Source organism: Microbulbifer sp. ABM4_008, from assembly GCF_056311705.1.
Genome location: NZ_CM149970.1, coordinates 1,500,607 through 1,513,355 on the forward strand (window position 1 = coordinate 1,500,607; position 12,749 = coordinate 1,513,355).

The window sequence follows — 12,749 nt, forward strand, 5'->3', positions numbered from 1 at the left end:
ACCGGGGTAATAGTGTTTGGTGTTTTCTCGTTTATTTACAGTGCTGCTCTCAGTGCAATAATATTTACCTACAAATCAATAAAGGCGCGTATAAATATATAATAGAGCACTGTTGTCACAGCCTTTGGCTGCTGGGGCGGCTCACTGCGTGGCCCACCCCTAAGCTTAGTGCTAAGTTTTATACACAAGTTTTTTCAGTTTTATTATATAAATCAATAAGTTACAGTTTAGCCCAGTAAGAACTACAGATTTGGCTGGATAATTATGCAGGACTGGGTCATGGACGAAGTAAAAAATCAGGTTATGGGTGATACACGCTTGAATAAACGCTTGTCTAATATTCTTAGTAATTTAAGCTCCGACCCAAAGAATAGCATTCCTTGTGCAAACAAAACTTGGGCAGAAACGTTTGCGGCTTATCGCTTTATCGAAAATGATAAAGTCAATTTTGACTCTATTATGAGCGGCCATAAATCGGCAACTCTTGAGAGAATCAAGGCGCAGCCTGTTGTTCTTATCCCACAAGATACTACTTTTCTAAATTTTGCCACTGACCTAGAAAGTAAAGAGATGGGAACACTTAGGCGTAAAGAGACCAACCAACAACTCTTGCACACCTCCATCGCGATAACACCATCCAGAATTAATTTGGGTGTTGTTGAAGGTAGTATGTGGCAGCGAGATAAAGAATCTAGTGCTAATTCTCGCTATACCAAGTCGATACAAGATAAAGAGAGTCGACGCTGGCTAGACCATTATGAATCAGCTTGTGAGATACAAGAGCGCTGCCCTGAAACCACGATTGTGAGCATCGCGGATAGAGAGGGGGATATTCATGAGTGGTTTCAATTAGCTGAAGATCAAAATGAACAGCGGCGTGCAAGCTATATTGTTCGAGCCAAGGCTAACCGTAGTTTAGAGATCGAAGGAGAAGATACGACTTTACTTTGGGACTATATGACCAAGCAGAAGTCCATCGGGAAATACTCAGTAGGTATCCCCAAAAGGAGTGGACGGCCAGAAAGGGAAGCTAAGGTCAGTGTATCCATTGCAGAAGTAAGATTGCAGGGAAAAGGAAAATCAAAACGACCTCTTTCTCTCTACGCAGTCTTTGCTAAGGAATTAAGCCCACCAGAAGGGGAAAAAGGTATTGAATGGATGCTGCTGACCGATCTTGCAGTTGAGGACTTTAAGCAAGCGAGGATCATTATTGAGTGGTATCGAAGTCGATGGGAAATTGAAACCTATTTTCGAGTGGTGAAAGGCGGATGCCAGATAGAAAGTAATCGCTTTAGAACTGAGCAGCGCATGTTGAACTGTATTGCAATCTATATGATTATTGGGTGGCGTCTACACTCCATGACAACACGGGCACGAACGCTTCCTGATACGTCGTGTACGAAATTCTACTCTGAAAAAGAGTGGCGTATGATATGGATAATGCAAGCTAAAACCTCCCCACCCAATGAAGCTCCAAGTATGAGAGATATAACTCGTATGTTGGCAGGACTTGGAGGCTTTCTGGGGCGGAGCGGCGATGGTGAGCCTGGAGTTAAAACCGTTTGGCAGGGGTACACAAAGCTTCTCCATTATATGGAGGCAGCGGAGGCTTTAAATGGACTTAAATGATGTGTATAAAACACAGGCTTAGTGTTATATGCTCCAATGAAGAGATATGAATTTTGAGTAAGTGGCTTTATCTTTTAGTTATTTTTGTACTGGCCGGTCTTCTTTATCCGGTAATCTACCTCCTCGGCCTGGAAAGGTTAGGGGGCGGAGCTTTACTGAGGGTTCCGGAGTTCATCATATATAGCGTATTGATAGGATTCCTCTTGTATCCGTTCATAGAGGGCTATAGACGCTATAAGGCAGGTAGTCGCTCATTGGCTGCTATTTTTTTCATTTTCGGAATAATTTTACCAGTTATAAGTGGCGCTTTTTTCATACTTTTATTTGAATCTATGTTGAAGACTAGAAGCCATGGATAACAAAGCTACACATAATCAGGCCGGACAAGCTTGTCCAGCTATGTACATGTCATAGGCCTGCTGTTTTCATGTGTTATGTGGGTATGGTAGCTACTGCCGCCTTTTGGTAGGCGATTCAGTACTATGCCTAACTAGTAAAAGCACCGGACGCACTGGCGTGCGCTCGGTATATTTATCCCCAATACTCTAAATAGTTGATAAGATAAATGAGAAAATCATCGCCTGAAGCTTTACTTACAATCGGCACTATCATTCTATTGACATTACTTCCACTTCTGGTTGGATGGCTGCTGGTAAAAACCTACAGACTTATAAAACCAATTCAAGAGAAAGATCTTACGGGCCTTGCAAGTATAGGAGCGCCAAGGCGGGATAGTTTTTTCAAATTTGTAGTCGCAGGGTGGGCTGTTTGCGGTCCAATTTACTATTGGGTTTTCAGTTCTGGGATTCTTGCTTAGCTCTGCGTTTGACAATCACAATCCTTTCGCTGCTCTAATTCAGCTCAAAAACCAGTCGTTAAGGCAATCAAGTATCAGAGAGTTATGAAAAATTTAGTATCAGTTATATTTGTACTATTCATATCAATTAACACGCATGCTGGAGGTTACTCTGTGGAGGTCGAAAAGTTTATTGAAGGGAGCATTGAAGGTTTAAGAATTCAAACTGATGCTCACGATAAGACATGGGGGCTGGGGTCTGCTAAAACATGGAATGTCGACCAAGACAAAGGCCTTATATTTTGGTCGCTTGAGGATGGTCGGATCGCTGTAGCTCCTGTTCAAATAATAGGTACTTACAATCCGAAAGATAGAAGCTTTCTATGGGGGTGGGATCACCCTTCAGTGCTAAAACCTCTTCAGCAACATTCACGTTTAGTTAAAGAGTATGGTGAAAAGCACGGAGTAAAGCTCTTTACCTCAAAAAAGGTCCATGTTTCCGAAGATCAAGCATGGGAGTTTTCAGCCGTTGCCAGTCGTTTGGCTGAAGCAAATGGAGCTTACAGAGCTGATGCGGGTGGACCTCTTGTTTATATGACATTTGGTGAAATTGAGCTAAGAAATCAGCGTCCCTAACAATCGGATGCTGTCAGATATAAAAGTTCCAGCCAAAAGCGGCCTCCGCTTTTGATTAACGCAGAGCCGAACATTATGCACCAACCGGGGTGGCGACATGAACATTTCCTTCAGCGAAGGCACGATAGAAGATGTCATACAGATCAATTCTGAGATTCCAGAGTTCGACACTAAAAATAGTAAAGATAAAATAGAGCAAAGATTAGAGGGGCGCCTTTACTTATTACTGGTAGCTTCAGTTGGTAATAAGAAAGTAGGCTACAAAATTGGTTATAAAGTATCCGAAACAGAGTTTTATAGTTGGTCTGGTGCAGTCCGCCCAGATTACCGGGGCCGAGGTATAGGAAAGTCTCTACTTGAGCTCCAAGAGCGGTGGGTGATGAACAAAGGATTTCAGTTTATTAGCGTTAAATCGATGAATAGATTTCCTTCAATGTTGCATCTTCTTATATCTCACGGCTACCAAGTGTGTGGGTATGAAAATAAAGGAACCCCTCTGCAAAGTAAAATAATTTTTATAAAGAAAATAGGTGAAAATAAATAACAAAGGTTGCAGCACATTTCTGCTTCCAGCGGACCCCGTCAAGCTTCGCTTGTCGTGGCCGCTGTACCTGACGCTATGTGTGGTAGATGGGCAATGAGTATTAATATACGAAAATTTCCTGTAAGTTACGTCTATAAAGAGAACATTGAAGAAATTCGTACCTTGTACCCAGGCAAAAGAGAGTTTCGCGTGAGTCCGTACGAGTATGATGCTGGTAGAAAATTGTCAGGCTCTTCTGAAAATTGCTTATGCTTTATTATATCTGGTAGCTGTGAATTAACATTTTCTAATACGGAGCCAGTGGTTGTAAAACGCGGAGATGTTTTCGAATGGCCTAGTGGGCGGTATTGGGTTGAGACTGGTGATTCTGCCGGGGTAAAATATGTCAATGTGTGGAACTTAAAAGAGATAATTGAGCGAAGAGCTAAAAATACACAATAATTTATCGCAGTTGATGTTTTGGTCTACAATCCGTTTTGTCATGGCTGCGCCACCTTACGTTAAAGTTCTAATAGAACCAAAATACTGCTGACTAAGTCGTTATATGTATGAAGTTTGAAAGATTAGATAGTAAGTCAATATTAGTAGGCTGGGGAATGATAACGTCCTCATTAAACTAGAAGCATATCCAAAATGCCTAGAGGTAGGTGCCAAACTACAGGTTCGAGAAGGCTCAAGAGTAGCTGGTTATACTGAGATACAGGAAATATATAATGAGTAATTACGCAAAGGCAGCTAACAATCACAGGTACGTTGCTACTTCCCTTCTGACGGCTGAGGCTGCGCTCTGGCCGCTAGCTAGTAGGGTCATGGAAGGTAAAAAAACTTAACAGGCCCATACCCCGTATATTGCTATATCTCAATAATCTGTATCAGTTCAACTCAGCCTGTCAAGTGCTTAAAGCGGAAGCCAAAGGGGGGAAGGATATCATTGCAATACCTAATAATCTTCAAAGTATAACTCTTTGAGGGGAATTTAATTTGTAAGTTTGTAATTGTGAGCCGCATTACATTTATGAATCAAAAAATGATGTGTCAGACTTTGTCTTAAATAATGAGATTTAATGCCCGAACCTTGGACGTGCCCGATTCAATATTAGAGTCTGACACGACCACAGTTGGCGATTCGCTTTCTAGCTCGCAGAGAATTTTGAGTATTCTAGTAGATGCTTATACTACTCTTAAATCGATAACCATCAAGAAAAAGTCACTGCACGCTCATTCAAATCATAATACTTGGTATTAACCTTAATCTTGACAGAGCTACCAGTAGCGTCAAACCAACCAAGGTACCCAGTAACCTCTAGGCTTTTATGGGTAGTGGCCATCGCCTCACGTAAACGCTGTGCCCAGGGCCTTAGCCTCTCACCGTCATAACCTGACCCGCAAGCACAGAGATGCAGGTCCACAAAACTACCAGGCAAACCTTCTTTAACCAAAGTAGCTGCTAGTTGCGTGGGAGTATAGGTTTTCCATTCTCCACCCTGCCACGACTCTACGCCCCTCTCGAAAACTTTTGTTTGTTTATTCTTACCGTTATTGCGTTGAGCACCAATTTGCTCACCATCGCCAGCGCCGGTACCATGAGAAACAATATAAAGAGTATCACCAGACTTTAGGCTACTAAGACATTTATCAATCCATCGGTACATAGACTTACCAATACCGGATGTAACCTTGTTGGCAAGAATATGATTCTTCGGAATACTCCATGCGCTCGCCATATTCTCCGCAAACTCTAGCATTTCTTCACTGTTTACGGGGAGGTAAATATACTTTGCCATTTTTACACCTTGTTATTATCACGACACCTGAATTATAACACCAAGCTCCTCACAGAATGAATTATTCAAGATATTTCAGAATTGGCGAAAGGTGTCAGTTACATGAAGCGTATAAGCAGTGGTAGATCTTAACCTGGTTAAGATGTAAGGAAATGCCGTTGATTAATAGGAGATACGAGCTGCAATCTGCTATGGGCGAGATAAAGAAAAGGAAAGGCATCGATCATTTTATCTTCGTAATCGTTGACATTCGTAAAAATCGATCTTATCTGCTTTGGAGTGATGACCAAGATAAAGATGTTGTTATCTCGGCATTTGGAGATTAGGGAAATGAGAGTGGCGGGGCCTGTGTCAGTTGCGCGGCTTCACCACTATCCCTCCTAGAAGAACTATGGCAACCGGTAGGGACTACCATTTGACCGGACGATCTCGGGTTAGTGTTTCGAGCTTGCATATGCTCCTATTACTAGCTGAGGAGTAGATTTCTGCTTAAAGCTCATTATTCCTTGATTCGTGGAGCATTGCTATGGTCGAAAAAAATCTGAACTAGAATAACAAGGAGGAAAGGTCGTTAGATTAATTTCGGTGTTTCGGAGTTATAATCTGCTGTGGCGGGCTTCTACTATTAGCACGATCCTATAAAAAATTATCATTCGCGCGTAGGTAAAGAGAAAGCTAGCGAGATGAACTATATTTATTTGACAGGGACTTCAGCTTCTCGGCTGTCTTAAAATCGGAACTAAACCATATCTGTAATGGATAGGACTCAAGAATAACTACATCTTTTACCTTTCCTAATTCTTCCAGACGCTGCACTTCCTGTAAAACTGGATCAGGTGTATTTAGGCTGCCTCTCACCATTATTCGCTGCCATTCGGGTTCATCATCTGCCATCATTCCACATGCACTTAGAAAAAATATTAAAGAAATTAGCGTTCTCATACTTTTAAAAAAGGCGCCCAAGGGCGCCTTATCCTAAATTTGGGTGAAGTAATTTATTTTATGGGTAATTCTCAATCCAATCCTGCAAAGTGTTATAGACGGAGCTGGTTATACGCGTTCCACAGTTTTGCGAGGGTGATCCAGTTGTGTGGATTCCGCGAACACTGTTGGACGTGTCTTTAATCCCACTGCCACTCTGACCGCCAGCTGTATCTAATGTGTAACACACTCTGTATGTACTTGAAGACGTGCTACCGGAATCTGTCCACATAGTAGCAAATGGCTTATCTCCTGGGTATCCAGTAACGCTATGAGTGCCGCCAGAATAGACACCCCATCCGGAATATCCATTGTGTGGTGGTTCCGCTAACACAATAATTGCATAGTCATAGTTCGTATCTGAATTATTATGCCAAGCACTGGTAGTCACAGCATTTGTCCAGGATTCACTCCCCCAGGGCTCATAATTACCAGATTGAGCCACTGTAAAATCAAGAGAACTATACCAGTTGCCGGAGCCATCAGAAACACAATGTCCTGCTGTTAGCACATGCTTTGCGGTAATCAATGTGCCGGTACAGCCTACATCAATGCGGCCATTGTACCAGTGAGGATTTTGCACGGTATTAGTAATTTGAACTCTATCGTCGGTACCAATTACAACTGTGGGGAGCAGTTGTTCCTCACCACGAATCATGGTGGGCGTCTGTCCTTTTGATGAAAAAATTCTTGAATCCAAACCATGAGATTCAATAATTGCGATCGCTTGCTCCAATAGCGATAAGGATTCTTGATCTACTTCTGCAGTATATTGCCTACCGTCTGGAGTAACCGAAACAGCACTTAAAGAAGCGGTGCGTTCCATTAACGTATATTCTTTTCTTACTGCGGCATCATTGACTACTGGTTGTTTTGCAACATTATGACCGCTTATAAAACTTGCGGTTTGGTCTATCTCAACAAAGTTGTAAAGGGGGGCTGCATGGGATGCCCCTGAGAGCACTACCAATGAAAGAAAAATATGACTTCTGTTCATATCTGATCCCTCTAAATTAATAGGTTTTAAGTAGTGGTACAGCCATTTTTGTTTTCGCACTTAATTTATGTGCGGGCGCATAATATAGTACCCTCGTACACGCTTACAACTCGATGATAGTTAATTAGAAAATAACCGGCGCCAGTTTTTATGTGAGAGAAAATAGAAAATATTTGCCTAGAAATCATATTTATTGCTTTAGGTGTTGAGGGTTTTGTGGTTTCTAATATTTATTAAAGTGTTGAGTGAATAAGCTAAGATTTTTTAGTATGCGAACATTAAATTAGTTGGTTCATGGTGAGGTCTATGTCATTTATCCATTATTTCTCACAGATGAAGATTATCACTTGCTCAGCTTATGGCTGCATATGATCTTGGTTATTATTTAAATATGGAATGTTTATGTAGGAGGTATAGAGGTCATAAGTGTAGGAGCCAACAAGATAAATAAACTGCTATAGAAGTGCTATTTTCTAAATCAGCTGCGGGGGCAGATATCCATTAAAGTCGTGAAGAACCTTGATGGCTATAAATGGGAGAGGGCTATAATCAAAATAAAGGTTTTTGTGGCGCTGGGCACTAGATATTCAATCATCCTCAAAGGAAATAAATGTTTGGCACTCATATATTTTGAAGCGCCAGAGGGATCTGTGAAGTGTTCGAAATAGGTGTTCCAACTATTTAAAATAGCAGAATCTTTAGAGCTACTAGTTGGAATCAAAGCTAATTGATAGTAAAGCGATAAAGGGCCCGCCTATTGCAGGCGACTCTTATCTATCTCTGAGAATCTCCATAGCAGCATTATGCCCAGGTACTCCAGTAACTCCGCCTCCCGGGTGGCTGCCCGAGCCACAGAGATATAGATCCTGTATCGGTGTGCGGTAATCTGCAAAGCCCATAAAGGGGCGATTACTCCATAGTTGGTCCAGTCCTAGGGCACCATGGAATATATCACCTCCCATAAGGCCAAATTTGCGCTCTAAATCTAGCGGTGAGTGAATTTGTTGGGCGATTACCGCATCACGAAAATTGGGAGCATAGTTAGTGACGGTATCGATAATTGTTTTTGCAGCTTGGTCACGATAGTCGTCCCAGCTTTTTCCTTGCGGAAGTTCTGGAGCGAATTGCTGGCAAAATAGGCTGGCGACATGTTTGCCTTCTGGAGCAAGAGTAGGATCGATGGTGGAAGGGATCAATATTTCTACAATGGGGTGTGTTGACCAGCCGTATTGAGTTGCATCGACAAAGGCCTGTTCCAAGTAGGTCATTGTTGGACCAATGACTATCCCAGATTGATGATGCTGTTGTAGGTGAGTTCCAGGCTTACAGATGAAGTCTGGGAGTTCAGACAGTGCTACATTCATACGGAAAGTACCGGAACCTACCCTGAATCCACGTACGCGGCGGCGGAACTCTGGCTCTAGGTGTTGTTCGTCAATCATCCGGGAGTAAAGCAGCTTGGGACCAACATTGGCGATTACTTTGTCAGCCGTAATAGTTTTTCCACTGCTCAGTCGTACGCCGTTGGCACGACTGCGGTCTACCAGAACTTCTTTGACTTCCGCATCTGTACGAATATTGACCCCAAGGCGCTCAGCTTCTTTTCGCATGGCTTGAGTAATAGCGCCCATACCGCCCATAGCATGTCCCCAAGCACCTTTCTCACCGTTAGCCTCGCCAAATACATGGTGCAACAGCACGTAGGCAGAGCCTGGAGTGCTGGGAGCTGCATAATTTCCGACTATAGAGTCGAAAGCAAATGCAGCTTTGACATGGTCATTTTCAAACCAGGCATCCAGTACACTTGAAGCACTCTTGGTGAACAGGTCAAGTGCATCGCGACGAGATGACATACTCAACTTTTTCGCTCTTAAGCCAAAGCCCCCAGCACGAACTAAATCCACAAAGCCACCGCCCACATTAGGGGGGAGCGGAGTAATTCGTCGCGCAAAATATCTGCAACGGTTTCCAACATGGCATAAAAGTCAGGTAAGGTGGCTGCGTCCTTTTCTGAGAAATGTGCAATCTCAGCTTGTGTATCCAAGATATTTTTATGGAAAGAGAGACTTTGACTATTTGAAAGTGGAAAGAAGTTAGCTTGTGGCCGTAACTTGATTTCCAAGCCATGTTCACGGAGATTGAGATCTTCGATGATTTTCGGGTTGAGCAAACTTACTGTGTAGCTTGCTACAGAATTTCTAAAACCTGGGTAGAACTCTTCAGTTACTGCTGCCCCCCCGACTATAGACCGGCGTTCAAGGATCGTTACTTTTTTTCCTGCTTTTGCTAAATAACAAGCGCAGACCAGGCCGTTATGACCACCACCAATAATCACATAATCCTTCATTATTATTCTCTATATGGATAAAGACTAGTATGAATATTTACAGAAAACTATCAAAAGATAAAGAGTGTTTTTTGGGTTTCAGTTTTGGAGCGATAACTTTAGTCATTACTTATCTGTTTTAGGGTATTGGAGAAGCGGAATTTGAATGCCCTAACTCCAGGTAATGTTGTCTGAGTAAGTGTGGAGTAACGGAAGTTGAAGAAAAAGTAATTGCTGAAGTTATTTAGATATAAATTAAAAAGATAGCTTAATTCTGAGTATTATTGTTGTGCCGGATGTTGAAGTTTCTCTAATCTTGATCGGATAAAGATATTGTCACAGGTTGCAGTCACGTAGTACTTTCGAATTTCGCCAACGACTACTTGTTTATGGATGGAGAATGATATCCCTTAAATTAAAAGTCTGTTTATGTGTGTTCTTGTAAAACCTCCTATATATCAATTATTGAGTAGAGTGTTTAAAGCTAACTAGTGCAGTTGATGGGTATTTTTTAATTGTCCGGGTTATATTTGAGTGATAAAGTCAATTAGTAAATGTTTTTATTTGGTGTGTGAAGATTAAAAGGATTTAAAAATATGTACAAACGTATAACTTTAAGCGCTGTACTTTCTTTATGTTCGGTATTTCCGGCTGAAAGTTCAGTAGCGCATACGGGTGACTTGGATAGTCTTTTTGTAAATGCGGTTTCTGAGGAGTCTGTGCCTGGAATTAGTGTGGCTGTAGGAGAAAATGGGCATGTTCGATGGGCAAGAGGTTATGGTTTTTCTGACCTCGAATCTCATGTTCCAATGACTAGAAAAACCAAATTGAGAATCGCCAGTGTTTCGAAAGTTATCACTGCAGCTGCTCTCATGAGGTTGAAAGAACAGGGGATTATTGAGTTGGACACCTATGTCTCTTCGCTGGTAGAGGCTTGGCCTGATTCACACGCTGATATTAGCTTAAGACAGATAACAAATCATACTTCCGGGATTCGCCACTACCAATCTTTGGGGGAATTTCTTTACAATGTGGAGTATAGTTCCACAATAGATGCGTTAGACCTTTTTAAGAATGACGATCTGCTTTTCTATCCTGGGACAGACTCTGAATACTCGACCTATGCCTGGACATTGCTCGCTGCCGCAATGGAGTCTGCATCAGGAACTGAATTTAAGAAGTTAGTTCAAGAGGAAGTATTTGATCCTTTGAACCTCAAAAATAGTACTTTTGATGAAAACTCTCCCATAATTTCCCACAGGCAAAGAGCTTATTCTTACTGGGGAGGAGGTCTAATCAACTCTCCAGAAGTAAATAGTAGCTATAAATATGCTGGCGGAGGTATGCTCTCTACACCAAGTGACCTGGTTAGGTTTGCTATGTCACATCTTGATAGTGGCTATCTGAGTGATGAATCGCTTTCTGAGCTTTTTAGCCCAGGAACTCTAACAAGTGGTGAGGAAGTTAGCTACGGTATTGGTTGGATTATTGACTTTATCAGTTTAAGCAATTTGTATGATCCGGAGGAGGATGCGGAGCTGATTAGAGTTATCGAGGAGCATCCAAATATTAAATTGATGAGCGGTGAAGGAGTTGGTGGAAGTACCATGCTAATGCTTTGCCCTGATCATGCCCGCTCTATAAGCGTTGTCAAGAATGTAGATAGTGATCAAACGGCTGACTTGATAGAGCTATCTCTGAAAACATTAGATATTTTCCATAATAAAAACTAATTAATTTAAGGTGTCAGAAAGCTAAAGTTGCTAATTTTAAGATTACCCTTCACTCGCTTAGAGCCATTTTCTGGTCTACAAGGAGGGGAAGGGTAATTAAATTCCTCCGCCGTCCTCAGGTAACTATTTAGCTGTTTTTTCGAAAATAATCGCGAGCACATTCCAGTGTCGCATGGGGTGAAAGCATATCAAAAGTAAAGTTCTTTGGAGTCTGATTTTGTTTTATGGTATTTGGCCAGTCCTGATTGGCCAGGGCCGTTTTACCAAGCGAGATAATATCTGCTTCATTGTTTTCTAGGACCTGAGCTGCGAGTTTTGGGTCTGTAATTCCGCCATTGGCAATAACCGGTAGAGTACTATATTTCCTTGCCAGACATGCTAATGAGTTACTGTTTTCAAAGGCGGGAGTGTCTATTTTTGGTTCGGTGGTATGAATATAGTCGGCACCACATTGCTTCATTAGCTCGAAAACTTCGGCAGCTCCAGCTTCGCCTTCAGGCCAAATATAGTTGGTATCATTCACTTTTTTCTGAGAGAAACGAACACCTACTACAAAGTCCTTTCCGACCGCTGCCCTTACTGATTCAAGTGTTTCCTTGTAAATACGTAAACGGTTAGTGAGTACTCCTCCATAACAGTCTTTTCGTTTGTTGGTATAGGTGGTTAAAAATTGGTCTAACAAGTAGCCATTGGCACCGTGTATCTCAACACCGTCAAAGCCGGCAAGTTGTGCCAGGCGGGCAGCCTGAGCGAAGCCCTCAATAACCATTGCAATATCTCGCTGGGTCATGGCTTCCGGCATGGGATAGGGGCCTTCTCCATAGTAGAAGGGCATTTGACTTCCCTGGGGACGAACCATAGAGGGGCCAGCATTTTGATTGGTATAAGGGTTATATTGCGAAAGGGCGCCGGCATGCATCAATTGGGCATATATCCGGGCTCCTTGCCTATGAACTCTTGAGATAATCGGCTTCCAGCTCTGTGCATGATCGTGGCAGGCCATGCCAGGTTGATACTTGTAACCCTGACTATAAAGTCTGTCAGTATGTAATCCCTCGGTAATAATCAGCCCAAACCCTCCATGGGCAAATCCCTCATAGTACTCCTCCATCAATGGACCAACGCGACCATCCAGCCCGGCGCTGACCCGTGTCATCGGTGCGACTGCGAGCCTGTTAGGAATACGTAAGTTTCCGATTTCAACGGTGTTGAATAGATTGTGATATTTGGTAGCCATAAATATTTCTTACCTATTAAGATTTTTTATATTTTGACAATTAACGAATTGTTGTGTAAATCAGACATTAGGTAATTACAGTTTCA

The 12,749-nt window shown here is 42.2% G+C and carries 11 protein-coding genes; 5 read left to right on the top strand and 6 right to left on the bottom strand.

The genetic code is table 11. The annotated features are described in order from the left end of the window. Positions 1 to 264: 264 nt before the first annotated feature. From ACYX4J_RS06550 to ACYX4J_RS06565, 4 genes are all read left to right on the top strand, one after another. Positions 265 to 1,629, top strand: coding sequence for an IS4 family transposase (locus ACYX4J_RS06550; RefSeq protein ID WP_475708210.1), 1,365 nt, complete (start codon positions 265 to 267; stop codon positions 1,627 to 1,629). Between the two features lie 901 nt (positions 1,630 to 2,530). Continuing rightward, positions 2,531 to 3,061 (top strand): DUF6882 domain-containing protein, encoded by a 531-nt coding sequence (locus ACYX4J_RS06555; protein WP_444914254.1) that lies wholly within the window; start codon positions 2,531 to 2,533, stop codon positions 3,059 to 3,061. A 97-nt stretch (positions 3,062 to 3,158) separates the two neighbouring features. Continuing rightward, positions 3,159 to 3,605 (top strand): GNAT family N-acetyltransferase, encoded by a 447-nt coding sequence (locus ACYX4J_RS06560; protein WP_476178132.1) that lies wholly within the window; start codon positions 3,159 to 3,161, stop codon positions 3,603 to 3,605. A gap of 93 nt (positions 3,606 to 3,698) precedes the next feature. Then, the gene (locus ACYX4J_RS06565; protein ID WP_476178133.1) at positions 3,699 to 4,046 is read left to right on the top strand and encodes a hypothetical protein; all 348 of its coding nucleotides are present in this window, start codon (positions 3,699 to 3,701) and stop codon (positions 4,044 to 4,046) included. A gap of 755 nt (positions 4,047 to 4,801) precedes the next feature. On the opposite strand, the gene ACYX4J_RS06570 is transcribed toward ACYX4J_RS06565, so the two are convergent. From ACYX4J_RS06570 to ACYX4J_RS06590, 5 genes are all read right to left on the bottom strand, one after another. Next, positions 4,802 to 5,389 (bottom strand): hypothetical protein, encoded by a 588-nt coding sequence (locus ACYX4J_RS06570; protein ID WP_413662643.1) that lies wholly within the window; start codon positions 5,387 to 5,389, stop codon positions 4,802 to 4,804. A gap of 675 nt (positions 5,390 to 6,064) precedes the next feature. Continuing rightward, positions 6,065 to 6,286, bottom strand: a complete 222-nt coding sequence (locus ACYX4J_RS06575; RefSeq protein WP_475709742.1) for a hypothetical protein — start codon at positions 6,284 to 6,286, stop codon at positions 6,065 to 6,067. Positions 6,287 to 6,389: 103 nt separating this feature from the next. After that, on the bottom strand, positions 6,390 to 7,367 hold the full coding sequence (locus ACYX4J_RS06580) for a trypsin-like serine peptidase (RefSeq protein ID WP_475709743.1): 978 nt from the start codon (positions 7,365 to 7,367) through the stop codon (positions 6,390 to 6,392). 770 nt (positions 7,368 to 8,137) lie between these two features. Continuing rightward, complete coding sequence (locus ACYX4J_RS06585; RefSeq protein ID WP_476178134.1) at positions 8,138 to 9,271, bottom strand: phytoene desaturase family protein; 1,134 nt, start codon at positions 9,269 to 9,271, stop codon at positions 8,138 to 8,140. Beyond that, the gene (locus tag ACYX4J_RS06590) at positions 9,262 to 9,714 is read right to left on the bottom strand and encodes a phytoene desaturase family protein (RefSeq protein ID WP_476178135.1); all 453 of its coding nucleotides are present in this window, start codon (positions 9,712 to 9,714) and stop codon (positions 9,262 to 9,264) included. Before ACYX4J_RS06590 ends, ACYX4J_RS06585 begins: the two co-directional genes overlap by 10 nt. Positions 9,715 to 10,289: 575 nt before the next feature. Between ACYX4J_RS06590 and ACYX4J_RS06595 the strand changes: the two genes are divergently transcribed. Further along, complete coding sequence (locus ACYX4J_RS06595; protein WP_476178136.1) at positions 10,290 to 11,426, top strand: serine hydrolase domain-containing protein; 1,137 nt, start codon at positions 10,290 to 10,292, stop codon at positions 11,424 to 11,426. Positions 11,427 to 11,553: 127 nt separating this feature from the next. Here the strand turns inward: ACYX4J_RS06595 and ACYX4J_RS06600 are convergent, their stop codons facing one another. Next, entirely contained in the window at positions 11,554 to 12,663 is a 1,110-nt protein-coding gene (locus tag ACYX4J_RS06600) for an NADH:flavin oxidoreductase (RefSeq protein ID WP_476178137.1), read from the bottom strand. Between the last annotated feature and the right edge of the window lie 86 nt (positions 12,664 to 12,749).

What these genes read in the sequence shown, in the direction of transcription:
- ACYX4J_RS06550 (WP_475708210.1), top strand. Translation starts at nt 265, where the DNA reads ATGCAGGACTGGGTCATGGACGAAGTAAAAAATCAGGTTATGGGTGAT.
- ACYX4J_RS06555 (WP_444914254.1), top strand. Translation starts at nt 2,531, where the DNA reads ATGAAAAATTTAGTATCAGTTATATTTGTACTATTCATATCAATTAAC.
- ACYX4J_RS06560 (WP_476178132.1), top strand. Translation starts at nt 3,159, where the DNA reads ATGAACATTTCCTTCAGCGAAGGCACGATAGAAGATGTCATACAGATC.
- ACYX4J_RS06565 (WP_476178133.1), top strand. Translation starts at nt 3,699, where the DNA reads ATGAGTATTAATATACGAAAATTTCCTGTAAGTTACGTCTATAAAGAG.
- ACYX4J_RS06570 (WP_413662643.1), bottom strand. Translation starts at nt 5,389, where the DNA reads ATGGCAAAGTATATTTACCTCCCCGTAAACAGTGAAGAAATGCTAGAG.
- ACYX4J_RS06575 (WP_475709742.1), bottom strand. Translation starts at nt 6,286, where the DNA reads ATGATGGCAGATGATGAACCCGAATGGCAGCGAATAATGGTGAGAGGC.
- ACYX4J_RS06580 (WP_475709743.1), bottom strand. Translation starts at nt 7,367, where the DNA reads ATGAACAGAAGTCATATTTTTCTTTCATTGGTAGTGCTCTCAGGGGCA.
- ACYX4J_RS06590 (WP_476178135.1), bottom strand. Translation starts at nt 9,714, where the DNA reads ATGAAGGATTATGTGATTATTGGTGGTGGTCATAACGGCCTGGTCTGC.
- ACYX4J_RS06595 (WP_476178136.1), top strand. Translation starts at nt 10,290, where the DNA reads ATGTACAAACGTATAACTTTAAGCGCTGTACTTTCTTTATGTTCGGTA.
- ACYX4J_RS06600 (WP_476178137.1), bottom strand. Translation starts at nt 12,663, where the DNA reads ATGGCTACCAAATATCACAATCTATTCAACACCGTTGAAATCGGAAAC.